General features: G+C 57.9%; 15 protein-coding genes. 6 read left to right on the forward strand and 9 right to left on the reverse strand.

Annotation, left to right across the window (positions count from 1 at the left end; all coding sequences use genetic code 11):
* Positions 1-13: 13 nt before the first annotated feature.
* Complete coding sequence (locus AAF358_09340; GenBank protein ID MEM7705742.1) at positions 14-2,425, reverse strand: hypothetical protein; 2,412 nt, start codon at positions 2,423-2,425, stop codon at positions 14-16.
* Between the two features lie 118 nt (positions 2,426-2,543).
* On the opposite strand from AAF358_09340, the gene AAF358_09345 reads away from it, so the two are divergent.
* Positions 2,544-4,052, forward strand: a complete 1,509-nt coding sequence (locus AAF358_09345; GenBank protein ID MEM7705743.1) for a hypothetical protein — start codon at positions 2,544-2,546, stop codon at positions 4,050-4,052.
* Between the two features lie 3 nt (positions 4,053-4,055).
* Positions 4,056-4,505, forward strand: coding sequence for an NUDIX hydrolase (locus AAF358_09350; protein ID MEM7705744.1), 450 nt, complete (start codon positions 4,056-4,058; stop codon positions 4,503-4,505).
* Between the two features lie 51 nt (positions 4,506-4,556).
* Here the strand turns inward: AAF358_09350 and AAF358_09355 are convergent, their stop codons facing one another.
* From AAF358_09355 to AAF358_09370, 4 genes are all read right to left on the reverse strand, one after another.
* On the reverse strand, positions 4,557-6,815 hold the full coding sequence (locus AAF358_09355) for a hypothetical protein (GenBank protein ID MEM7705745.1): 2,259 nt from the start codon (positions 6,813-6,815) through the stop codon (positions 4,557-4,559).
* 51 nt (positions 6,816-6,866) lie between these two features.
* Positions 6,867-7,106, reverse strand: a complete 240-nt coding sequence (locus tag AAF358_09360; protein MEM7705746.1) for a hypothetical protein — start codon at positions 7,104-7,106, stop codon at positions 6,867-6,869.
* 410 nt (positions 7,107-7,516) lie between these two features.
* Positions 7,517-12,286 carry a 6-bladed beta-propeller gene (locus AAF358_09365; GenBank protein MEM7705747.1) on the reverse strand — a complete coding sequence of 1,590 codons (4,770 nt, stop codon included), beginning with the start codon at positions 12,284-12,286 and terminating at the stop codon, positions 7,517-7,519.
* A gap of 140 nt (positions 12,287-12,426) precedes the next feature.
* Entirely contained in the window at positions 12,427-13,953 is a 1,527-nt protein-coding gene (locus AAF358_09370; protein MEM7705748.1) for an alanine/glycine:cation symporter family protein, read from the reverse strand.
* Between the two features lie 184 nt (positions 13,954-14,137).
* On the opposite strand from AAF358_09370, the gene AAF358_09375 reads away from it, so the two are divergent.
* Together AAF358_09375 and AAF358_09380 are read left to right on the forward strand one after the other, a co-directional pair.
* On the forward strand, positions 14,138-16,105 hold the full coding sequence (locus AAF358_09375) for a pyrroloquinoline quinone-dependent dehydrogenase (protein MEM7705749.1): 1,968 nt from the start codon (positions 14,138-14,140) through the stop codon (positions 16,103-16,105).
* Between the two features lie 68 nt (positions 16,106-16,173).
* Entirely contained in the window at positions 16,174-16,941 is a 768-nt protein-coding gene (locus AAF358_09380) for an SDR family oxidoreductase (GenBank protein ID MEM7705750.1), read from the forward strand.
* A gap of 22 nt (positions 16,942-16,963) precedes the next feature.
* On the opposite strand, the gene AAF358_09385 is transcribed toward AAF358_09380, so the two are convergent.
* Entirely contained in the window at positions 16,964-18,163 is a 1,200-nt protein-coding gene (locus AAF358_09385) for a serine hydrolase (GenBank protein ID MEM7705751.1), read from the reverse strand.
* Between the two features lie 268 nt (positions 18,164-18,431).
* Between AAF358_09385 and AAF358_09390 the strand changes: the two genes are divergently transcribed.
* Entirely contained in the window at positions 18,432-21,680 is a 3,249-nt protein-coding gene (locus tag AAF358_09390) for an AsmA-like C-terminal region-containing protein (GenBank protein MEM7705752.1), read from the forward strand.
* A 75-nt stretch (positions 21,681-21,755) separates the two neighbouring features.
* Here AAF358_09390 and AAF358_09395 read toward each other — a convergent pair whose 3' ends face one another.
* The gene (locus AAF358_09395; protein MEM7705753.1) at positions 21,756-23,096 is read right to left on the reverse strand and encodes an ATP-binding protein; all 1,341 of its coding nucleotides are present in this window, start codon (positions 23,094-23,096) and stop codon (positions 21,756-21,758) included.
* A 9-nt stretch (positions 23,097-23,105) separates the two neighbouring features.
* A complete protein-coding gene (locus tag AAF358_09400; GenBank protein MEM7705754.1) occupies positions 23,106-23,807 on the reverse strand; it encodes a response regulator transcription factor in 702 nt (233 codons plus the stop codon).
* Positions 23,808-23,988: 181 nt separating this feature from the next.
* Between AAF358_09400 and AAF358_09405 the strand changes: the two genes are divergently transcribed.
* Entirely contained in the window at positions 23,989-24,456 is a 468-nt protein-coding gene (locus tag AAF358_09405; GenBank protein MEM7705755.1) for a Spy/CpxP family protein refolding chaperone, read from the forward strand.
* Positions 24,457-24,572: 116 nt separating this feature from the next.
* Here AAF358_09405 and AAF358_09410 read toward each other — a convergent pair whose 3' ends face one another.
* Positions 24,573-25,088, reverse strand: a complete 516-nt coding sequence (locus AAF358_09410; GenBank protein ID MEM7705756.1) for a CIA30 family protein — start codon at positions 25,086-25,088, stop codon at positions 24,573-24,575.
* Positions 25,089-25,163 lie beyond the last annotated feature (75 nt).

The following is a 25,163-nucleotide window of genomic DNA, read 5'->3' on the forward strand; positions in this document are numbered from 1 at the left end:
CTTCAAATCGCGGTTACAAAGATCGAGGAGCGCCGAGCTTTATGTTTAGGACCCCTCTTACTAAAGCGGATGCAGAACTCCAATAGGCGTGCCCAAATCCCTGACTACTATTCACGGCGCCAAACGGCGCCGCGGCCCAACGCGCAGCACGGCCAGTGTCAGCGAGAAAACGCATGATTTGATCCTCAATAAATTCGTTGGTCTGGAAATATGGAAACTGCCTGCCATGGCGAGCCTGTAGCGGAATTGCTGCAGCCACCTCTCCGCCATCTTTCGTTGCGTCAATAAGCGTTGGAAATAGCTTTGAAAATAAGTCGATCATTCCCGCATTGCCCCCTTCCGATGTGTTGAATCCATAGGGCGGGTCGCCGATTATGAGATCTGCAAACTGTTTCATACGCGCCAAAACATCCAAACTGTCTTCAACGCTTACATATAAAATCCCGGATTCTGGAGATGAGACGAATTCGCGAATAATATTTTCCGCTTCACAGGAATCTTGCGGAGATGCAATTCTAAAACAAGAGTACTTTTGGATCTGGCTTTGAGCTATTGTCGTATAACTTGAGAATATCTGCTTGCTATCAGTTTTTTTTGATAGTGAAAACAAACTCGGTTCGAGATGATGAAGATCGCCCTCATCCGCCAATCCGGTAGCCTTGTTGAGCTCTCGAATCAGAGCTGTCATCTCTGACTCCAGGAGACTAGCTAGTCTTTCTGGGTGCTGAGCTATGCTTGTGGCATTTAGATAGATTCCGCGCCAAATTGCATAAACAAAGAGTCGTATCGACAATAGCTCTTCATCATCTGACGATAAAAACTCGAAGAGACTACGTGGGCCTCCGGCTTCGGATAAGTCCGCTATTTTTGCAGCAAATTCTCTCCCGTCGTGGGCTTCTCCCAGAAAATCCAACGATCTATTGATCTCGTTTATCGCAAACTGAGTAGGGTATGCGGTTGGATCTTTGATAGCCTCCGAATCGTAAGATTCAAGAATTCTATCGGGCGCCAAGTTCTCATCTGCTTCTCGAATTTTGCTGCAGATCATCGCCAAATTAAGTAGGCCCTTTGCCTGCGACATCTTTTCGATATTGCCGAAGAATCGAATGTTGTCTCGGGCCATGTAAGGGGCAATTATGTTTTTGTCCAATCCAATGATTTTCGCTCTCGGGAAACGTACCAAAGCGTCCATCAGGAAGCCTCCTGATCCAGCAAAAGGGTCCAAGATCACAAGTCCTTCGCCCCCGGTTTGGGCCTCCTCGCGGAGCTGTATCTCGCATGAATTAATGATGGCGGAGGACAACGTGGTTGGAATTGTGATTGGCGCGATCCAGCCCGGCTTCCGCTCTTTGAAAATGTTTAGAGGTGTTCCGTTCTTGAAGTATTGAGCATAGATTCCGAGATATTGCTTAGTACCCTTCCCGAATCGGTTGGATGTTGTATCGAGGTATATGTCAAAGTCATTGATCATCCACACCGAACAATCGCTTCGACACTCCACATCTAGTTCCTCGTCATCGCCCGGCACCGGAATCACGACTTTGGAGCGGTGCTTTGCGCCAAGATCGGCCATAACACTTACTAGCGGAACGTCTTCGATGTAATACTTTCGCAAATCAATCTGTAACTCTGCTAAACCATTACGTGTTGATAAGACGCTACCTTTTTTGCGCTTTTGACTGATGGTCGACTCAGAGAGTACGTTCACTAGCATTTTGTTCTTGTCGTCCTCGGGGCTGAAGCCGTCCAGAAATTTCTCAAACGCCCGATAAACGTCGCCACCGAACATTTTGGACGAATTCCTATAAATAAGTGGAATTCCTGCTGAATGAGCATAGCCGCATTCCGCGAAAACTTTTCGAACATCGCAAAATAGAGTTTCTGGAAAGTGAATCAGTCCACTGCAAAAATATCGATCAAAAACAACGCTTTTCTCAAGGGTATCGCGATACAAGCGCAAAAACCTCTGCACAAATTCAGTGCACTTTTCGACATAGCCCAAGGCTTCTTTACTGCTATCAATATTTATGTCGCTGAAGAAGAACTCATCTATTCCGGCAGCCTTGTCTATCAGATCAGCAATTTCAATATCGGTGTAACACTTGATTGATATCCTACAATCCGCGGTGTGGCGGCTATGTTTATTGATTAGGTTTGCAAGCTCTATATAGAAGAGATTTGTGACATCAGCGTTCTTCTGTGAGACGAAAAACAATGAACCAGAATAGCGGGAGAAATCTGGGCTACTTGCAAACGAATTGTACGGATTCCTGTAGTACCAGTGTTTTTTCAGGCTGGTAACGAAGCGGGGTTTGCTACAGGTTCTCGTTTGCTCTTGGCTTCCCGAAAACGTCGACTCCTCCAACGCTTGATAAAGGGCTAGTTCAAGGCCATTGGAATCAGCAACTAGTTTGTCGAATAACACTCAGACTCCCTCCCGAGAAAAATTTACCCCATAAGATAGTAGCTATTTGTTCGTTGCCGGTAAACGAAACTCGCCTTAATATGGCTATCAGGCAAGTGATGGCTATCGGCACCAACCAATGCCACTCGAAAAACCAACTCAAACGGCATTAGGTTTGCCGCAGCGAGACTACGATATTCTCGGGGAGACGCTCTCTGACGCAATGCGTCGAATAAGAAATGCGTGTTTCGACGACCGCTATCAGAATCTGGTCAATAAGGTAGCCAACTCAAGTACTGGCGCGTCGAGGTTTGCAGACCGAGTCAATAACCGACAAGTGGTTCCAGGGACGCCAATCCTGCTCAATATGGGAGCTCCCTCGCTCGCTTTGGCTTCCTGTACGGCTCGAGCGGTTTCGTGCGACTGGTCTGCCAGCGCCCTATTGAAAGACTGCCTGCATGCGCATCGACATGGCATCGGTGTCGGGTTTGACTTGGACAAGCTGCAAGACCCGGTGGGATTTTTGAATGAATCAAATAGAGTGTTTTTAAGGCAACACTCACAGGAGAATCTCAAGAGACCTGTTGGCGATTCGGCTTCCCTCTATTGGAACCATCCAGATATCGCGGCATTCGTCGAAATCAAGAACTCAGACCCATCCCAGAAATGGCTTGCAAACTTTTCAGTAAAGCTCGATCAGGCATTCTTCGACAAAGTCAAGACTTGTGGCAAGACCTCACGGCTTCTAGACAGAATCGCCTACTCTGCCTGGCTCACCGGAGATCCAGGTGTAATTTTTTCGGATCGACTCAACAAGAAAGAGCTACCTGGAAATCCATACACAACGGTGGCCCCATGTGGTGAAACAGGACTGATGGATGGCGATCTTTGCCACTTTGCGTATGTCAATTTGAACGCGTTTTTCAAGAAAAATCGAGAGATTGATTTCCGGAGGCTCCGATCAGCCGTGCACGATACCGTTGACTTCCTGGACTATTGTTTGTGTTGGACAAGCTTTCAATCAGGCTATCAATACAAGCTTGATATGCTCAGCGAAAGAAAGCGGATAGCTGTGGGAATCTGCGGCTATTCTGATGCTCTTCATAAAACCAATACCAACTACGGCTCCCACAGAGCGTTGGTTTTGGCAGAAACATTGATGGCCGCGGTTAACCTATTCTCAAAGGAGAGGTCGGCTCAACTAGCGAAGTGCCCAAGTGATCAAGATATTGGACCGACCTATGCCCCTAAAAACACTCGACTAGGGCTTGGAATAAGATCTGGCCTGGTACGCAAAGCAAGTACCTTCGTGAAGGCCAATCGCACAAAGCACAGCACCACTACCGCGATTCCACCTTCTGGCCGTGCCGCCAGAGTGATAGGCGCATCTCCGAGCCTAGAGGCGTATGCGCCTGGAGCACCAAACACAATTAGCATTGTGCCAGTTCTGGACCAACTGAATACGACAAATGCTTTCTTAAAATATGTCGATGAATCAGTCTCAAAGACAGTCCACCTCAAAAATTCTGCGACGGTAACTGACGCAAAGAATGTGATTACGGCAGCGTGGAAGTCTGGCCTAAAGTCAATTTCAATATACCGAGATGGCTGTCGACATGACCAACCTTTTCCCATGTGCGTTACCTAATCCATGTCTTCTAACGCGCTGCAGAGCATTATTTGCCCAAAGCTTTGCTTGCTTAACCCGGCGTCAAAAGAGTTTTTGCTCTGCAAGAGAAAAGGAGAAGCGGACTTTGACCGCACCTATTCTTTTCCCGGCGGTAAAACAGAATTGTCCGACGAGTCGATTGAGGCCGGTATCCAGCGAGAGTTAGCCGAGGAACTTGGATCAGTCTTTGCTTACGAACTTTCCTCCCAACTGTGTTTCCTAGTTGAGTACGTCAGAAGTGACAGCAAACATATGACTCTGCCTCACTTCTTCGGCGTTGCTTCAAAGGAGCAACACATCGATCTTAACGCAGAAGAATACAATGACTATGCTTGGACTCGGATAGAGGACATGGCGAAAATATCAGTAATCAAGAATGTACCAATGATCTGCGCCCTGCACCCTCTATTGAGCGCTCAGCGTGTTCAGTAGTCCGGATATGTGTTTCGGCAAGCGACTATGAAGCCTGTAAAGAAATCTCAGCTAATCAACATCCACGAAGATCTCGTTAGCAGAGTCGGTAAATCCCCTTGAATCCAGAAAACGCTTGACCGCCTCTACTTCAGAAGGGCCACGATTCTCTTTATCCATTGCGTAACGGCCAGAATTATTGTTGAGGCTCCATCGTTCATCTAGAAATCGCAACTCGCCGGCAATTCTTGCGGGCGCGCCGTTGATAAGAGTCGGATGCCCAAGCTCCATTGGCGTTCCGTCAGAATCCTCGCCAATTACATCCAGGCTCCCGACGTAAATGTCACCAAACTCGTCAACCACCCAGTTATAGACGGTCTGTCGGTCCAACTGTTTGAGAGTCACTTCAACGTCGACAGAGTAGTTGCGCGATATACAAAAATGCTGAGCAGGCTTCCTCAATTCGTAAAGGTTCTTTTCCTCGTGAGAGTAGATTTCAGTCGGAAACGCCAAGTCCCCGAAAATTCTGTCTGCTAGTGGGAGACGCTGGCGCTGCTTTATAAACTGCTCCCAAGCCAAAAGCATATCCAGAGTCTCCGCACTACTCTCGAATTCTTGCTTAGTTGTTTTTAGCCCCATTGATTCGTAGGCCAGGGTCAACCGACGAAACCATTCTGTGTCATGGGAAACAACGCCAATCATTCCCGCGCTAATCGTTTCGCTAGCTCCGCCCGATGACGAAGTCGCGTCCACTAAAATGTCGAAACGAGTAATCGTTTCTGTTCTATATCGGATGCACCAAAAGAATCTCGGCAGTCGAGAAACCAGCAACTCAAACATTTCATCTTTCAAGTCCTCTGATTGGACCTGCTTTGATACGTCAAGCATCTCAGCTTTGTAGTCGTTCTGGTCTACGAGGAAAAGCTCCCAGCATGCCTCGTTCTGCATTGTCCAGTAAGGATCTGAGCCAATCAGCATTATTAGTGATTGAATATAGCGCCGAAACCGGAGCAAGTCTTCGAGGACTTGGCGGAATGGATTTCTAATCTTATGGTATAAGCCCAGGTGAACCGTACGCGGAACATAAACCAAATCATCCACTAAGTTACCCGCGTTACTCTTGCCGCCGGAGCCTGTATCTACGACATAGGGGCAAAGCACCTCTAGAACGTCGCCTTCACTATTTTCTACGGCTTCGAAAGTAAGTCTCGCGAATGGACCAAGCGCGTCATCGTGACAGTAAAGCTTACGAATGGAGCAAGCTGAGTTTCGATGGCCGTAAAGTTCAGAACCAGGGTCGCCGGCGATCCTCAAGTCCTCAGCGTACTCGAATCCAGTTACGGTAATCAGGTGCCCATCAAGCTTTGGCCCCAGTTTCCCATCGCAGCGTTTGTACACGTCTACCCCCAGCAATAGAGGCTCCCTTTTTCGGGCTTGGTAGGCGTAAATGAGCGCTCTGAGGCGGTTGTTTCTGAAACTTGGTGAGTTTTTACTGTCCACCCTCGTTGGCGACACGGCGTATTGAACATACTCCAGATCAAATGCCGCGAGGGCATTTTTTACCAAGTCGGGAGTGAGACCATGTGTCCCGGAAAGCCGGAAGTCCTTTGCACGCCCCCATGATTGGGCCATTCGGGTGATGCTAGATGGTGATGGAATTTGTGTTTTTCGTGATGTCGGTACGCCATAAAAGTAGGACCACAACGCGCTTGATGCGCATGCGGCTACCGAACTGTCTTGCTCTTGAAACGGCAGGGTGGTCGGGATAGTTAGTTCCAATCCGAACAGGTTGACTGATTCCGACGTCGTAGTTTTGTATTCCCTGGAGAGTGCGCGCGAATCGCACTCGTCAGTTGCTTTATCGCCGGGAGAATAAGTATTTAGGCAAGTCCGTCCTACGAGTGCATTTTCGAGTGGCCGCACTACGACGAACCCGAGGTAGGCCTCGCTTAAAGAGGATTGAGACAACGACGTCTCGGCTTGTCCTCTTATCAGCGCGATCAACTCTTTGCGGTAGAACGGCCTATTGTGGCTGGGATTCGCCTTCCCGCTAAAAAAATGCAGCCGGGTGCACAGTTTCCCAAAGTCGCGATGGCTTCGGACGTGGAAATTCGCGTAGTCTTCGAGAAAGTGCCGGTCTACGTATTCCTTTTCAATTACTACTGAAAGAGCTTTTTGTCGCGACAGATATCCGATGAGGTAAGAGACTTGTTTCTTTCGGAATATTGCCCGCAAATCCACATTCGAGCCAGCTAGAACTTGGCGAACGATGCGGCCAAAAAGCGGCTTGGAAAATCCACAAACCTGTAAGCGGTCGTTGTAAAGAGGCAACTTCCCAATCATGAAAACAGGAGAAACTAACGCTCACACAGAGAGCCCGAATTACCTCGGGTTGTGGAAGCAAAATTCGCGTTCTTTGTCCTCGTCTGACAGATCGAAATCGCGTCGCATCGTCTCAACTTCGTCTTCTAGGTCCGGGAAGAATTCCTTTACTTTTCGTGCAAACGCCTCGGATTTCTCCAAATCTTGTTTTTCTTGGGCTGCCATTTTGGTGTCTGGGTTGTTGTCTGTTTTGGGATAAAAAACCGCCGCATGATATTCCGAAGTAGCAAGGGGAGTCAAAATCGGCTGTTCGGCAGCAAAAACTCTCTGAAAACCAACGCCTTAAAAACTAGATGTGACTTCTTGCAACGCCATCTCATCTGATTGACTCAACCTACATTGAGAAGAATAGCTAACGACTGCCAATAGGAAATTACCTGGGTACAGACAAATTTCGGCAATTTTCCACCTGCGACCCGTGCCAAGCCACAAGAAAACTTAGGTTGCGTTTTAGGGGCAATTCAATGAATATTTGGAACGTATAACCTTTTTTATCAGTGATTTATATCATTTATTGCACTCCCGCCGCCTCCACCACTTTTAGGTTTGCCGCTCTGCGGCAATCTGCCGACCGGCTGTTCCACAGCGTTAGCAACGGGAGACTTCCCTAGCTAACCGCAGCCGCACTCACAGGTAGTTTGCCAAGACTCCTACAATTCAAAGCCATCAGCAAAAACGGCTTCCTCCAGCTCAACCAAGACCGCTTGGCCGCTGAGGCAGTTGTTGCTGTAGACCGACTCGCCGCTGACGGCCTGCACGCAGGCCCCGATAAAGCCGGTGAATCCGTTGCCGGGGAGCTGAATGTCTTGTGACAGCGGCAGCTCTTCACCGGCCAGGATTGGGCCAATGGGTACCCGGATAAGCTCGGCGTCGGCTTCGTCGATCGCGGCATCCGGGGACAGGCGGAACACCACCTCGGTGGCCGCCGCATCCTGGCCGCCGTCATTGCGCACCGTCAGGCTCAGCGTCACGCGACCATTGCGACTGATCCCGGTGTCCACGCTGCCGTCTTGCGCTAGCAGGTCGACCGGTCCTTCACATGCGCTGGCGCGGCTGGCGCTGGCGGTCACCGGAGCCGAGGTTGCACCCTCGTCGTCCACGGCAAACACACCTACCTCGTAAGTGCCCGCACCGGCGCACAGCGCCTCGGTGCTAATGGCCCAGTCGCTGCCGCTGCCGCTGAGATTCACGCTGACTTCCTCGCCCGAAGGACGGGTCACCAGCGCCACCACTTCAGCAACCGTGCCGGTGGTGGTGACCTGGGCAACGCTCAGGGGCGTTGCCACAGCGGTCAGCGTTGCCGGCAGCGTGATCTCTCCAATCAGCGGATCGTCACCGGCCAGCAGGATGCCGTTGCCCAAAGAAAACAGTCGCGACCGAAACCCGTCGATGAACTCGTTGACGATCCCGTTGCCGTTGTCGTCCAGACCGGGGGTCTGGCTGTTGGAGCGATACCGCAGCGCGCTTCGCGCGACCAGAAACGCACTACGCAGGCGCGCCCCGTTCAGCACCTGGTTCCAGAAAAAGCGCGAAAACGAAATCTGTCCATTCTGCTGGAACGTCGCGGCCTGTCCGGCGGCTGTCGACACGATTACGCTGCGGCGTTTGTCCACGGGAGGCACCAGCGCACTGGCAAAGCTGCCGGCGTTGTCCGCATCGATCACCACCGTTATCTCTCCCGGCAGCGTCTCCTGCGCCGTATCCAGAAAACTGTCCAGCGCCGACGGAGAGAGTGTGTCGACGCCCGACAGCACCAGACTGCCGCCCTCCTCCGGCGCAATCAGGTAGAGGATCAGGTCCTGCGCATTTTCGGTGCCGAAGTTTTCGATGGCGTCCTGCAGGGCCGCAAGAGACGGATTTCCGTCACGCCCGGAGGAACCGGCAAAAGTCAGGAACCGCAGGGAGTCGCAGCTGTCATCCAGACAGCTTTCCCCGTCTGGGCCGTAACCCTGCTGCAGCAGCGCCCGATAGGCCAGCTCGCTGTTCACCCGACCGGCGGTGCCCAGGAGACCAGGACCAGCCGCGCCGGCCAGGATAATGGCCTTTCGCCGCAGCGGATTGTCGACCGTCACCGAGGTCAGCGTTGCGTTGCTGGTATTGCCAAAGCTGTCGCTGGCGTAAACGGCAATGTTATAGGTCCCAGGAACGTTGAAAATATCGGCGGTGACGGTGAACTCATCGCCGCCCACCGCAACAAACTCCAGCTGCGGTAACCCCTCAATGGGATTATCGGGCGATGCCGGGATAAACCCCGGCGGCCGCAGAATCGCAAACACCCGCTGTACACCGTCCGGGTCCAGCACCGTCGCGCTCAGCGTTGCGCTACTGCCGCTGTCGATGATCTGCGCCCCTGACAGCGCCTGAATCGACGGCGCTTCTCCGGCAAGGAGAATGTCGCTGCCGATGATCTGCCCGGCCACCGCATCGAGGTCGGCCTGTTCGTTGGCCACGCCGTTGGCGTTGGCGTCGACCTGTGGCGTCTGATCTTGAAAGGACTCAGAAACCAGGGTCGAGGCAGACTCAAAAGCCACCCCGACCGTTTCGCCGCTCAGAATCTGGCCCCAGAATCCGTTCGAGAACGACAGCGATCCCTGGCTGACAAAGTAAGCGTTCTGGCTGCCCATGGCGCTGGTGATCACCGTGCGTCCGGGCGACGCCAGCGGCGCAATGAAGGAACCCGACTGGCAAGCGTCATAGATTACGGTCAGCGGGACACCGGGGTTGGCCGCCTGGAATTCGTCCAGCAACGCATCGAGCTCACCCGAGGCCAGCAGTTCCGTGCCGCTCATCCGAAAGGTCTGGTCACCACCGTGGTCCACCAGGTACACCAGCAGACTGTCGATATCCTCGACAAAGTCGCCGCGCAGCGCTGCCGCCAGCTCCGCCACTGTGGCATCACCATCCACGTCATCCGCCAACCCGTTCTGGTCCAGATCCAGGCTCTGGTCAGCGGAGAGGTATTGAATGCGATCTTTGGTATAGCCGCTGAAGCTCAGCACGCGCACGGCAAAATTGGCGTTGGCCTGGGTGGCTTCCCACAGGGCGTTACCCGGATAGGGTCCGCCACCGGTCACCACGATGGCCCGGTCTTGCGACGGCAACCCCGGCGGCGCCAGGATTTGAAGCCGATCGTTCCCCGCTTCGGCCACGTGGAGTCGGTTGTCCCCGGTGATCGCCAGGCCCACTGGCAGATAGAGACTGCCCGGGTAATGACCGCGCTGTCCCACCGCAATAAACGGGTTCAGGTCAGGATCAAAGATCAGCACCCGGTCTCTGAACAGGTCCGATGCAAAGACCCGCCCGTCAGCCGCAACCGTCAGGCCCTGCACCAGGTCCATGCGATCGCCGTTGAACAGCGGATCAAACACCTCCTGCTGGATCACGCCAGCCGGCGACACGCGCATGATGCGGCCGTCGAACGCGGTGCCGGCAAAGTCGGTACCTCGGTCGGTGATATACACCGAGCCGTTGCCCGCGGCGATGGCGCCGACCCGCTTGAATCCGTCCGACGCCCCGACAATGGATGTCCAGGTGGTTTGGTGTACACAGGAGTTGGAGAATACGGCCACGCTCGGCGCACCGGAGGCGTCGTCCAGTACGTAGACCGTGCCACCCGCGTCGACAGCTACGTCAATCGGGCTGCCTATTCCGGCCGGCGAATCGCAGCGGGAGATAAGATCGCCGGTGGTCGACAGGCGCACCAAATCGTTCTGGGCCGAATCGGTCACCCACAGATCGCCGGAAGGTCCGATGGCCAGGCCCCGTGGGTTGAAGGACCCAGCGTCAGAAACGCTGTCAAGCTGACGCCGCAGAACACCCTGACTGTTGAATACCTGGATCCGACGGTTTTGCTCATCGGTGACGTAAGAGTTGCCGAAGGCATCCACCGCCACATCGACCGGGATCCGGAACTGGCCAGGCCCCCGGCCGGCGGAACCAAAGCTGTAGCGCAGGACACCGTCGGATCCCCGGAGCTCGATCCGGTTCGTGGCGAAGCCCGAGATAACCACTGACGAATCGGCAAGGGTTGCCACGTCCGCGACCTGACCGGTATCTACGCGAAATTCGCGAACCAGGCCCCCTGTTCCCGGATCATAAGTCTTGATGACGCCGAAAGCGTCCTCGACCACCAGCAGAAGTCCGCTGCGTCCGTCGATGTGTGCCGCCAGAGCCCGGGTCAGCGGAAAGGGGCTCTGCCCGCCGTCGACGAACAGACGCCGAAAGTTACCCTCCAGGTCGAACACCTGGATGCGCTGGTTAAAGGTATCTACCACAAAGACCTCACCGCGCACCTGATCCACGGCCAAGCCGAAAGGCCCATTGAAGCCCGGCTGATCGGCACCGAACTCGCCAATTCCCGCACCCTCACTACCCCAGGAAAACAGCTCCGTTCCCTCGGGGTTGTACTTGGTCACTTGGAACTCACTGGAGCGGAGCACGTAAATGTTGCCTTCACTATCCAGATCCACCGCAACCGGGTTGCCCGAGATGCCGAGAATCTCCATCAGCAAATTGCCGTCTGGATCGAACTTGACGAGCTTTTGCCTCGAGTTGTCTAGCACATAAAGGTTTTCATCCGAATCGAGGCTCACGTCTGACAGGCTCCGAAACTGACCCGGCCCCGAGCCCTCGCCGCCAAAACGCTGCACCAGCGCGCCGTCCGCCGCGTACTTCTGCACGTCAAAACTCAGAATGTCGGTAAAGTAAAGGAAACCCCGGGTGTCCGTGGAGATGCCGGAGTTATTGAAATACCAGGGGCGCTTGAGCTGCGGGAGCATCCGCTCATAGGCCAACGGGGGCTTGGCGGTGCCGTTAACCGTCACACCGGTACCACCGGCACCTAGGCCAACCAAATCCATAAACTCAAAATCATCGACGGTGTTGTCCGGGTAAAGGCGGATCTCCACGGAGCTGGCGATGTCCGGCGGCAGCGAGGTCAGGTCGAACAGCAGGTCAAAAGGCGTCGTCGCATCGTCAGGGATCGGCTGCACGTCCACATCCGACGAAAAGCCGTCCAGGCTCGTGCGCAGGCGCACAAACAGTCCGGACGCGATGGAAAAACTGCCGGCCGAATAGCTCAACGATTCAAAGTTCAGCACATTCAGCGGACCAGGCGTCAGCGTAAACGTCAGGTATTCATCGGCGTTAAACGGCTGATCGGCGAACACGGGCCAAAATGGCGCTCGGTTGGCAAAGGCGTTTGGCATGTTCTGCTGCAGCATGCTGGCACTGAGACCCGGATCAACCACGTCCGTCGGCATGGGCGTGGAGTCAAAAAGACAGGTCGGAAGGAATGGGTCGAAGCAGTTGGTTGGCTGTTCATCGGTGAGGTCGGGCGCATAACGAACCAGGATGTCAGCAGAAGCCTCGCCGGCGGTCATCAGCAGGACCAGCAGCGCGGCCGAAATTTTCTTCAGCAATTTATTCCCCTTCCCTGAGTACCCGGGGCCAGAATACCACCGTTAGCGAAAGAGGTTTCGGGCTGCCAGCAACCGTCGGGCCGGGCCCTGCTTGGGGCACCAGAACCAGCGGCCGCCGATGTAAAACGCTGCGGCGGGCGTCAGCGGCTTACCGGCTTCTCTCCGGGAGCCGTTGAAGTCCCAGCCTGCTGCTGCGCTCGATCCCGCCAGAAGTCGGCGTTGGCAATCCCCAGTTCATCAGGATCAAAGGTGTAGCGTTTGACCCCCAGTGCCTGCTGCCGCTCATAGTCTCTTAACGCTTTGATCGCCGGCCCACCCAGAAAAAAGATCACCAGGATGCCCACGATGTTGAGCCACGCCATGACGCCGACGCCGATGTCCCCCAGTGCCCAGGCCAGATCCGCCGTGCGGATTGAGCCATAGAACACCATGCCGAGCAGCATCACCTTCAGCAGCAGCAGCGAACCTGGGATGTTCAGTGTTCTCCGGATGTAGGCCACGTTGGTTTCCGCTACGTAGTAATAGGCGAGGATCGTGGTGAACGCGAAGAAGAATAGTGCCACCGCAACAAACACCTTGCCGATGTCGGGGAATACGCCTTCGAGTGCCAGCTGCGTGTAGGCGGGGCTGTTAGCGGCAACGTCTGCCGCGAGGTTTTGGACCAGGAAACCACCCTCCCCCCCGTGCACGTTGTAGGCGCCGGTGATCAGGATCATGAATGCGGTAGCGCTGCACACGAACAGCGTGTCGACGTAGACCGAGAAAGCCTGAACCAGACCCTGCTGCGCCGGATGCTCCACCTCGGCCGCGGCGGCCGCGTGCGGACCCGAGCCCTGCCCTGCCTCATTGGAGTAAACGCCGCGCTTTACGCCCCAACCGATTGCTGCGCCCACACCCGCCATCGGGGTAAAGGCATCGCTAACAATGAGCATGATGATGCCCGGAAGTTCGCTGACGTTCATGCCAATCACGACCAACGCGAGAATCATATAGGCCGCCGCCATAAACGGGACCACAAACTGCGTGAAGCCGGCGATGCGTTTGACGCCACCAAAGATAATGGCGGCGAGGATCACCACAACCGCGGATGCCGTGATGAGTTTGGTGGTGCTCAACTCCGAACCGAACAGGTCCAGGACCCGCCCAGGCCCGAACGCGACTTCTGCAGCACTGGCCATCGCGTTGGCCTGCACCCCGGGCAGCAGCAGCCCTACCGCCAGAACGGTGAAAACTGCGAACAGCCAGCCGTACCACTTCTGGCCGAGCGCCTTTTCGAAATAGAACGCTGGACCGCCCCGGTACTGCCCCTCATCGACCTCTTTGTAGATCTGCCCCATGGCAGACTCGATGTAGGCCGTGGCGGCACCAAGGAAGGCGACTACCCACATCCAAAAAACGGCGCCAGGGCCCCCAAACCCGATCGCCGCCGCTACGCCGGCGATGTTGCCGGTGCCCACTCGTCCCGAGAGTGAAACAGCCAAAGCCTGAAAGGTCGAGATCCCCTGCTCGGAGCTGCCTCCGGTGCGCAGCAGCCGAATCATCTCGACAAAATGGCGAACCTGCACAAAGCGGGTCACGACTGAGAAAAACAGGCCTGCGCCCAGGCACAGATAGATCAATGCCGGACTCCAGACGAGGCCGGATAGAGCGTCAACAAATGATTGCACAAAAAACCTTAGGTCAGCTTCAAAAAGGGGTTGCCCGAAGGTGCGCCAGTCTAGCACCCAAAGTGGTGAGCCGAGCGCGCACAAAAGTCTTCAGCGCCATCGGACGCCGTGTATGATCGTTGGGAACGAGCCGAGTTGCATCGGCATTCGCTTCCATAGCGGCAGTTTACTGAAAGGCGGACGAATGAGCGCAGTGTATTTCAAAACGAGGAAACGTTGTCTCGACCGGCCCGTTCGCCTTACGCTCATATTGTTCCTACTGTTCTCCCCGGCCGCCCTAGCGCAACCTAGCGGTGCCCATCAGGCACTGCTGACCAACGAAGGCTGGACCAGCTTCGGGGGTGTAGCTTCCGGTGGGCAGTATTCGGCGCTCGACGAGATCAATCTCGCTAACGTCAAGGGCCTTAAGCGAGCCTGGACGAGCCGCACCGGCGACGTGGTCGAGGGGCCTGCTATCGAAGGGGGTTCGTCTTTTGAGGGAACGCCGCTGTACTGGGACGGCAAGCTATTTGTCTGTACGCCCATGCACCGCGTGCTTGCCCTGGAGCCCGACACGGGCAAGGTGATCTGGCGCTTCGACGCTCTGAGCACGCTGGCCGAGCCTCCACCCCGTTTTGCCGCCAACTGCCGCGGTGTGTCGCTCTGGGTTGACCCAAATGCTGAAGCGGGCGCGAGCTGTCGTGCGCGAATCATTAAGCCGGACATCTTCGCGCGCCTTATCGCGATCGATGCACAAACCGGCAAAGCCTGCGAAGGGTTTGGCGATAAGGGGGTTGTGCGCCTGAATGACCTCGACAACAGCGGTGAAGGCGACCTTTACCTCACGTCTCCGCCGGCGGTGCTGGGCAACCTGATCATCACCGGCAGCGTGGTCGGCGACAACATCGTCGCCAATGCGGCGGACGGCTACGTACGGGCCTTCGACGCACGCACCGGCAAGCTGGCCTGGTCATTTAGTCCAATTCCCGTTGCGCTCAGTGGAAAAACGGGCGGCGCTAACGTGTGGTCTTTGATTGCGGTGGACGAAGAGCGAAACCTCGTGTTCCTCCCGACCTCGAGCCCCAGTGTGGATCCGTATGGCGCCAATCGCACCGAGCCGATTCCGCTGGCCAATGCCGTGGTTGCGCTGGACGGTCGCAATGGTGAGGTGGTCTGGAGCTTTCAGACGGTGCACCACGATCTCTTCGACTATGACCTGCCGGCCCAGCCGATACTGTTTGACCTTAGCAAAGACGGCGAAACCATCCCAGCCGTTGCGCAGATTACTAAACTGGGTTTCGTCTTTGTGCTCGATCGGCGCACCGGTAAACCGCTCCACCCCGTCGAAGAACAGCCGGTGCCAACCAGCGACATTCCCAACGAGCGAGCATCGCCCACGCAGCCCATACCCACAAAACCGGCGCCGTTCGCCCGCCAGCACATCGACCCGGATGACATGTTTGGCCTGACGCCAGTGGACAAGCTAGCCTGCCGACGCCGTTTTGATTCGCTGCGCTACAAGGGGTTGTTCACCCCACCGAGCGAGCAGGGTTCTATCCAGCTCCCCTCCGCCCTCGGTGGTGGGAACTGGGGTGGCGCTTCGCTGGATCCGCGCAGCAACACGCTGATTGTCAAAACCCAAAACCTCGCCACCATCATGAAGCTGGTGCCCGCGGACCCGGCCGAAACCCGGCCGATCGGTCCGCCAGTCGAGTTCCTTAAAAAGCCGCTCAACCAAACGCCCTATCGGCTGGACGGCGAGTTCTTCCTGTCGCCGCTGGGCATCCCGTGTACGCCGCCACCGTGGGGTGAACTCGTTGGCATTGATCTGGACAGCGGCGAGCACCTCTGGCGGCAGCCGCTGGGCCGCTATCCAATCACCGATGGCTTACGCACGCAGGCGTCATGGGGTTCACCCAACGTTGGCGGGCCGCTGGCGACAGGTGGTGGCCTGGTGTTTATCGGCGCGGGCATGGACTCGACCTTTCGCGCGCTGGACACCACAACGGGTGAGCTGCTCTGGCAAGACGAAGACCTGCCCGCACCCGCCATGGCGGTGCCGATGACCTACCGCCATAACGGGCAGCAATACGTGGTCGTTGCGGCAGGCGGCAACTCATTAGCAGGGACCAAACAATCTGACGCGATTGTGGCTTATCGTCTCGGCCGATGACGCTGATGGCCAGCGCAGCCGGCAATTTGCTACCGTGGCAGCCTTTTCCGGCACTGGGTGTGTGAACCGTGATTAAGAAAATTCTGCTGGTCCTGCTGCTCGTCATTCTCGCTGGCGCGGCATACCTCTATAGCTCCATGCTGGCCAACATCCCAGAGAGCCGGCTCCAGCTTCAGCCTGCCCAGACGGTCGCCTCATCAGAAGCGCCGGTGCTGCTGTTTGGCGCCACGCGCAATACCGGGTTAGAGCTTGCCAAGAAACTGCATGCCCGGGGCGAGAAGGTCGTCGCGTTTGTTCGCCCAACGTCCGATCGGAGCGCGCTGGAGGCGCTGGGCGCGGAGTTCCTCGAAGGCGACGCGATGGACGAGGCCTCGGTGATTGCCGCAGCTCAATCCCAGCCATTCAGGGCTGTCGTGACCACGGTCGGCTGCCTGAAGTGCGTTCCCCCGGTCGACTTAACGGGCAATCGGCACATCATCGACGCGGCGAAAACCGCCGGGATTGATCGCGTCCTGCTGGTGACCACCATCGGCGCTGGGGACAGCGCTGAAGTCTTACCGCTGCCTAGTAAACAGATCCTCAAGGAGATCCTGCCGCTGAAGACCCAGGCGGAAGATCATCTGCGCGCGAGCGGCCTGAACCACATCATCATCAGACCCGGTGGCCTGCTCAGCGGCCAGGCGTCGGGGAACGGCATGCTGTCCGATGCCCCCGAGGCGTTTGGCTACATCGACCGCAGTGATCTTGCGGACCTGATGCTGGCCTGTCTGGATTCGAGTGTCTGCGACGGCAAAACGCTGGCCGCTATCGATAGCGAGCGCAAAACCTACTGGTAAGCCGCTGCCGGCGGCCGTTGAATCACCGGTTCAACAGGTACTCCGCCACCGCCTGATAGGCCGGCAGCGATGTGGGGTCGATCTTGCCGTTCTTGGCCGTGGGAAAGGACGCGAACCTCACCAGTACCATGTCAGCCATCGGATCGATGTAAATCGTTTGGCCGTGCACGCCGCGAGCCGCGAACGCGCCGTGGTCGTTATGAAACACCCACCACATGCCGCGATAGCTGCCGCCTTCCAGGGTTGTGTAGCCGGCTTTAGCAAAGTGGTCCTTGTCACCGCCACGACGGATTCCGCCCACCACCTCGGCGGGAAACAGGCGCTGCCCGTCGACGACACCTCCGTTCAGCAGCAATAGTCCGATCCGCCCCAGGTCTCGTAGGCCGGCACTCAGGCCACCGCCGGCAAACGGCGTCCCCTTCCCGTCCACCGTCATGTATCCGTCCTGCTCCGTGCCGATTTTGCTCCAGATGCGCTCTGACAACAGCTCGGTGACCTCCTGACCCGAAACTCGGGAGACAATCCAGCCTAGAACATCCGTGTTCACGGTTTTGTAGGCAAACGCCTGGCCATGCTCACCCGCTGGACGGACCGTCTGGAGGTATTCGAAGTAGCCGTCCGGGCCGGAGTAGTCCTTTGGCTTCGGCAGCGGGCTGGCCGCCTGGGAGTAAATCCAGATTTCCGCCTTCGGATCAGCGTAGTCTTCGCTGTAGTCGAGCGACGTGGTCATGTCCATCACCTGTCGCACCGTCGCGCTGCCAAAAGCACTCGACGACAGCTCAGGCACGATGGTTGAGACTAGCGCAGCTTCATCCAGCGCCCCTTCAGCGACCAGAATTTCCGCCAGCAGGCCGGTCATCGACTTGGTCATCGACATCGCGCCATGCTTGCCCGCTTCGTCCAGGCAGCCCAGATAACGTTCATAGACCACCTTCCCACGATGGATGATCAGCATGCCGTCGGTGTAGTTCGCGGCTAGCGATGCCTCCCAGGTCATCGGTTCGGTCGACCCCATCGGCATGAAGGTGACCTGATCGATCCCTGCGTCCAGCGCGTAGGTCAGTTCTGAGGGTGCTCCGAGCCCCCGACTTACCTGCTCCGTCGGCAAAAACTCGCGTAGATGGCACACCGTCCAACGGAGCTTGGGAAAGCTGAAGTAATTCGAATCGGGCTGGGTGATGAGCTTATCGGGCGGCGGGGGAAAACCCTCCATCCATCCCATCACCGCCGGGTCGGACTCAGCCGCCGACAGATGCTCCGCTGCCTGCACCGCGCTGATCGGCAGTAGGAAAAGTCCAAAAAACACAAATGGCACCGGGACAAGCCGGATTCGGCCCGAACGCATAGTTACCTCACAAAACCGCTGGCGTTGGCTGGAGCTGTCGGGAAGGACAGCTCGGGAAGTCACAATTATAGCGGGACAGCTTTCGCTCCTCGACCGATTGTGAGATCAGCCGCTACAATCAAATGCTTTGACGCGGGAGGTCTCTTTGCGCCGCAGGGTGGTCGTTTTCTCCGGTTTCGTGCTGGCCGGACTCACCGCTGTTGGTCTCTTCCTCCTACTGGCCGACCTTGGCTTCCTCCGAGATCGGCTAACGTCGGCGGCGAGCCGGTCGCTGGGCCGCGAAGTACGGATCAGCGGCCCGCTGTCGCTGCGGCTGGGGCGCCAGATCCAGCTAGTTGCCAGCGACGTTTCGATTGCCAATCCGCCCTGGGCCAGCCAGCCTGAGTTGTTTAAAGCGACCGAGCTTGAGGCCGACATCCGGCTCCGCTCGCTGCTGGAGGGGCCCGTTCAGATCGATCGCCTGGCGCTGACGGGCGCTGCTGTGGCGCTAGAAGGGCTGCCCGACGGCCGACGAACCTGGGACTTTCCCTGGAGCGCTTCATCAGCAGGATCACCGTCAACAAGCGCCCCGATGCCTCAACTCTCAGCGCTCAGTGCTCAGGACCTCACGATTCAGGTGTCGCTGCCGGAGCTCACTCAGGTCAGCCTGCTTACCCTGGAGACAACCCAGTTCGGCCGTGACGGCGATCGTTTTGACGTGACGCTGTCAGGCGAGGTCAACAACGTCGACCTGACGCTGGAAGGCCATCTCGCACCCTCAACATCTATGGGAACCCAACGCCGCCAGGATCTCACCCTCGATGCCAGCCTTGGAGAGATTTCTCTCACTGGCACAGCCCGCGGCATCGATACACAAACCGTCTCACTGACATCCGCGGAGCTGACGGTGGCGGGGCCCGACGCAGCCTACCTACTCGAGACGCTGAACCTGCCTGACTTCACCTCCGGCCCCCTGGATCTGTTGGTTGAGCTAACGCCCGGAGACGAGCGGAACCAGGCAAGCCTGGCAGGCCACCTTGGCGAATACGAGATGGGAGCCGCCGGGTGGTTTCGGGACCTCCGAGGCGCGGGCGGTTTCGAGATCACCGGGACGGTCGCGGGTCCAGAGCTGAAGCTGCTGCGCCCTGCCCTCAAAATTTTTGAGCTGGCTGAGGCGCCGTTCCTCTTTGCGGGAACAGTTCGCTCGGATGGCCAGGCGTTTGCGGTGGAGCCCCTGAGGCTGACGGTTGACGGCAAGGTCGTCCGTGGCGAAGGAAAACTGCTGAAGGGAGACACCGGACAACAGCTTCAGCTCGCCCTGGCGAGCGACGACCTCTCAACCGAGGTGACGATCAACCTTTCCGTCCCAAGTTCGATCCAGGGCGCCGAGCTGACCGTCATGATGCAAGGCGCAGACGCCGGCGCGGTCGCCGGAACTGTCGGGCTGCCAGGCCTTTCGGCGATGCCCTTCAAGGCATTCGGACATGGCGTGATCGACGGTGGGGCGCTGGCGGTCGACCGGGCGCGCGTCGAGATTCTGGACGAACAGCTTGACATCAACGGTCGTCTGGCGGGCCGCGAGACGGAGTTGGACCTGGAAGCCAGCGACATCACCCTATCCGCGTGGTTTGACGGCAACGCTGTGCCTTTCCCCGATCTGGAACATGTCTACGGCACGGGCCGGTTCCGCGCGTCGCAGGAGGCATCAACGCTGACCGATCTGGCGCTGACCTCCGGAAATTTGCGCTTCGGGGGCACCATGACCTGGCCGATCGGGCGTAAGGAGACGCAGCTCGATCTGTCAGTCTCGGGTCCGGACGCCGCAGGGGCAGCGGAGGCTTTGGGCGCGGGAGGCCTGCCCGCGCTGCCGTTTGTCCTGTCCGGGAGAGCCACCTACGCTGAAAAAAGGCTAAGCGTATCGGCAGCGGAACTCGAGCTTGATGACCAGGTGATCCGCTTTGACGGCAGGATGGTCGCCGACGCGGGAGCACCAGCGGCTGAGCTCAGTTTCTCAACCGAGGGCATTCGCCCCTCAACCTGGCTACCAGAGCTTGACGCGTTTGCACCAAAGCTCTCCCCGCTGTCCGGCTCGGGTCAGCTTCGCTACTCCGAAAATGCTCTAGTCATGGAAAACCTTGCAATGTCAGCCGGTCCAGCGACCTTAGTCGGGCGGTTCTCAATCGATCTCGACGCTGCTGCGGCCGGAGGTGCGCTCGATTTACGGATCCAGTCGCCTTCCGCGACGCTGCTGCTGCCGGCTCTCGATCCGTACGCGCTGGCAAAAGAGCCGCTGGCCGTTTACACCGTTGGCACATGGAGCGCGAACGGCCTTGAGCTGGCCGAAGCGAGCCTTGAATTGGGAGCCCGAGGGTCCGTTGCCGGCCCCGTCAGCCTACGCCTGGAACCTAAGCCCGTGGTCACGGTGGACCTTAAGTCCGAAGGTCTGGATCTGCGCAGTGGAAAGGCCGCGGCCAGCGAACCGCCAGGTCTGGGTTCAGTGATGAAGCAACGTGCTGACGGTCGAGTCATTCCCCCCGACGATCTCCCGCTGACGTGGCTGTCGAGGCTCGACCTCGATTTCCAGATCGCTATGGATTCGCTGTTCAGCGATACCTGGGCGGGCCCGCAGATCAGCACCGCGGGGACTCTCCGCGACGGCCGTCTGGACGTCAGTCGTTTTGAGTCCGATGGCGTGCGGGGACAGCTGAGCGGCACGTTCACCGCGGAGCCGGCGGATGACGCCTATCGCTTCGATGTGGACCTTGAGGGCCGAAACCTCTACGTCGCCTCACCCTCGGAGGACGCCGATTCGCTGGCTGACCGGCCCAGCTACAGTCTGAGCGCGGAGCTGCACGCGGAAGGACGCAGCTTGCGCGCACTGGCCGCATCCGTGTCGGGCCGGGTCACCGTAGATGCTCAGGCGGGCATCCTTGAGCGCCGCAACAGCCTCCTGACCACGCTGATTCTTCAAGACACGCTGACCGGCCTCCTCGAAACCGTGCTGCCATTTGTCCGCAGCCGTGACGAGCTGGAGCTGTCCTGCCTGGTCGTGCGCCTGGAGCTCGAGAACGGTCGCGCCGGCGGCGATCCGTTTTTTGCCCTGCAGACTCGGGAAGTGAATCTGCTCGCGCGAGGAGATATCGAACTTGCGAGCGAAACGCTGAATCTGGACGTTATCGCCCAGCCGCGTCGAGGCCTCGGCATCAGCATCGGTGACCTGATCAATCCCTTTACCCGTGTCGGCGGCACCCTGGCCGATCCGCGCATCGTGGCTGACCCCAGGAACGCCGTCATCGAAACCGGTGTCGGTATTGCCACCGGCGGGCTGTGGCCGCTCGGAAAAAACCTGCTGAAGCGTTTCCTGGATGACGACGCGTGCACCAAGGCTATGGCGGAACCCGCCAACACGCGCTGACAGCAAAGATGCGGGTCCTTGGAGTCCTGAGGTCAAACGCGAAGCCACGAACCGGTGACCGGCGATTGGCCGGTATTACGCGGGAAAGGTGACCGTAAACTCTAGACCTGAACCGGTGTTCCTCACACTGATGGTGCCACGGTTCAGCTCGATGGCCCGCGATGCGATCGCCAGGCCCAGGCCGCTGCCGCTCGCCGCGCTTTCCGCGGCGTTGGTTGAACGAAAAAACGGTTCAAATAGCTGCGCCAGATCTTCTTCGGAAACGCCCCCACCTGAGTCGCTGATCACCACCTCAGCCCTTGTCTCCTGGGCGGACAGCTCAACCTTTACCGGCTCGCCCCCCTGGCCGTGGAGGACAGCGTTTCTGAGCACGTTTTCGAAAGCACTGCGCAAGGCCCCCGGATAACCGTTCACGATGCACGCCCCCTCACTGGTCAAATCGATCAGCCCTTGATCCTCTTTGCCCTGGTTCTCGTAGCGAACATCTTCGACCACGGACTCCAGCAGCTCCGTCAGATCGATCGTTTCCGGCGCCTCATCGGGCTGAGCGTCCAGCCGGGAAAACTCGAGGATCTGGCCGATCAAACTGTTCAGCCGCTCGGTTTCCAGATCGATCTTGGCAAATTCCGGCTGTTCACCCACCTGGCGTCGGGCCAGCTCTAGCGCCATGCGCAGCCGCGCCAGCGGCGACCGGAGCTCGTGGGATACGTTGCGGGTGAGCTCGGTTTGCCGCTGCCAGGCACGGTCCAGCTCACGGGCCATCCGATCAAAATCCTGCCCGAGCTGACCGATCTCGTCATCCCGCCGAGTGACCGATTCCGGCACCCGGGTCTTCAGCTTACCGTCAGCCAGCGACAACGCGGCACCCCGCAGCTCGGAGACCGGTCTCGAGATGGCTCGTGCGAGCAGATACGACACCGCAGCGCTTACCAACAACGCCAACAAAATCAGCACCACCTGGCCGCGCTCCGCCAGCCACCGACCCGCGGCTCGCTGTGTAGGCAGCACAAACAGCGTGTAGAGCTGTCCGTCGGGCCCTACCAGCTGCGAAAAGGGCCTTGCCGGACGCAGATTGCCCCGCATTGGCGGTTTGATCATCTCCCCGCCGAACCGCCGCATGGCAAGGCCAACTGGCATCGGCAGCGGGCGCCCGAGAAGGTCTTTACCGTCGCTGTCCAGCACAAACACCGCCGCGGCGGTAACGGCCGGCAAACCCTCCAGCCATGCAACGAGACCCTCATGCCCCGCGTCACGGAGCGCAACGCTGGCATCCAGCATCGCGTCGCTGACCTGAAAGTTCTCCATGGCCGCTCGGGCGCGCTGGGCATAGCCGTAGCCCACCGCCGCAGCCAGAACAATCGTCAGCGTAATAATCAGCCAAAACGAAAAAAAGATTCGCAGCAGGAGACTTCGCACCGGGAGTCCTCAGCTTTCGACCGCGAGGTAGTAGCCCATACCTCGTCGGCTCATGATCTGCGGATTGTCAACGCCCGCAGCGCTAAGCTTTCGACGCAGGTTACTGATGTGCGTATCGATACTGCGGTCGTAGGGGAGGTTCTTGCGACCCAGAGCGCGCTGCGACAGCTCGTCTTTGGAAACCACCTCTGAAGGGTTGTCCAGGAGACACTTGAGCAACTCAAACTCGGCGCCGGTCAGGCGAATCAGCTCGCCGCTGGCGCTCACACGCCGGGTACCCAAATCCACGTCCAGCTCGCCCACGCTGGCTGGCTCATCACGCTCGGCTGTCGGCCTGGCGCGACGGAGAATCGCCTTGATCCGCGCCGTCAGCTCGCGGGGATTAAAAGGCTTGGGCAGGTAATCGTCGGCGCCGAACTCGAGCCCAAGAATGCGATCCACGTCGTCACCGCGAGCCGTCAGCATCACGACCGGAATGGTACTGCTCTGGCGCAGTTGCTTGAGCACCTCGGTACCGTTGATGCCCGGCAGCATGATGTCCAAAATCACCAAATCAAAGTCGTTGGCCATTAGCGCTTCCAGCCCCTCCTCGCCGGAATGGCGAGCGCTGACATCCAGGTTGTCGGGCGCCAGAAACTCGGCGAGCATCGCGCAAAGCTCCTGATCGTCGTCAATGATCAGGACTTGAGGGTTGGGGTTTGGACTGTTCATGGGCGAATCTTGTCAGTTCGAGCTCATCGTGGAACAAAGCGTGGGCCGCTGCAACGCCAGAAGACCCCACGCTGACAGTTCTTGACACTACTTATGGCGCGCCTGACCTAACTGGATGTTCAGCTGCGTAATCTGAGCATCACACCAATCGTGGTGTATTGGATTGCACAGGAGAACGATCATGAAAACAGTCACAACAGCCCTGCTCGGTGGCATGCTGCTGATAGCTTCTGCCGCTAACGCCCAACCAGGTGGCGGTCTAGGCTTCGGTCCTGGCATGGGCGGTGGCTTCCCCGGCGCCGAACTGGTTCTGGACCACATGGCGGATTATCTCGATCTCACCGACGCTCAGCGCGACTCCATCGCGGCGATCGTCGAGACGGTAGAGCCGGAGGCGCAGGCTCTTAGAGAACAGGCGCGAAGCAATCGCGAAACCATGCAGGCACTTGACGCATCCGACGTTGACTACGACGTCGTGCTAAACGAGGTGGCTATTTCCAACGGCGACCTGGCAACCCAGGCCACCCTCCTGTTTGCTGAAGTTCGACAGGAGATTAGCGGGGTGCTCACCCCAGAGCAGCTGGAAAAGCTGGAGAACGCCCGCGAACGGCGGCGTGACGCCGGTAAGAGCCGGTTTCGGCGAGGCTGACCCCTGTCCCGGATGCTGAGGCAAAGCATGCCTCGCCACCGGGCGTCGCCGGCCAGCCCCTCGAATCGAGGGGCTGGTTTTCAGATTTCGGAGGGCGTGGATTTTAGGCGGTGCCGCTACTTGCCCTCGGCAGCCGCTATTCCTTCCAGCGCAGCCACCTCGAGACGAAAGGGTCCGGGGTTCTTATCCCCGAGCAAAATGCCGATCTGACCAATGCGTTCAGCGACAACCGGCCCTGCCTGAGGCACGGCGCGCCCTCGGAACGTCGGACGAAAGCGATCAAAGGGGCTGTCCAGGGTGGTCCACTCGCTGCTGCAGGCAAAAGATGTCCCCCACGATACGCCATCGAAGCGATTTCCTTCTCGCAGCCTCAGCTGGTAGGTGCGCCCATCACCCCGCACCTTGATTCGGAGCCCCGAAAATCCTCTGAGCGACTGAGACAGCGGAAGGCGAACCGACGAAAAGCCGCCGTTGTTTTCCAGCGACAGCGTGCCCGAAAACATCGTCACGCCGTCGTCTTCTGAGACAGCGCCGGCCGAGCGACCGCCCATGACGCCATCATCGACGACAACCCACGGACCGGCGGCAAGGGCCCGCAGGTCGGTTTGCCGTCCTCCACTAGTCATCGTCATGAGGAAATTCTATTTCGTTTTGGGCTTGTTGCGGATCCACTATTCTTTCAGCGGCGTCGAATACGGGTCAAGAAG

The sequence above is a fragment of the Pseudomonadota bacterium genome (genome assembly GCA_039033415.1).
Classification (GTDB): Bacteria; Pseudomonadota; Gammaproteobacteria; order Xanthomonadales; family SZUA-38; genus JANQOZ01.

Coding starts and splice junctions, on each gene's coding strand:
- AAF358_09345 (MEM7705743.1), top strand. CDS start 2,544: ATGCCACTCGAAAAACCAACTCAAACGGCATTAGGTTTGCCGCAGCGA.
- AAF358_09350 (MEM7705744.1), top strand. CDS start 4,056: ATGTCTTCTAACGCGCTGCAGAGCATTATTTGCCCAAAGCTTTGCTTG.
- AAF358_09405 (MEM7705755.1), top strand. CDS start 23,989: ATGAAAACAGTCACAACAGCCCTGCTCGGTGGCATGCTGCTGATAGCT.
- AAF358_09375 (MEM7705749.1), top strand. CDS start 14,138: ATGAGCGCAGTGTATTTCAAAACGAGGAAACGTTGTCTCGACCGGCCC.
- AAF358_09385 (MEM7705751.1), bottom strand. CDS start 18,163: ATGGGATGGATGGAGGGTTTTCCCCCGCCGCCCGATAAGCTCATCACC.
- AAF358_09410 (MEM7705756.1), bottom strand. CDS start 25,088: ATGACGATGACTAGTGGAGGACGGCAAACCGACCTGCGGGCCCTTGCC.
- AAF358_09400 (MEM7705754.1), bottom strand. CDS start 23,807: ATGAACAGTCCAAACCCCAACCCTCAAGTCCTGATCATTGACGACGAT.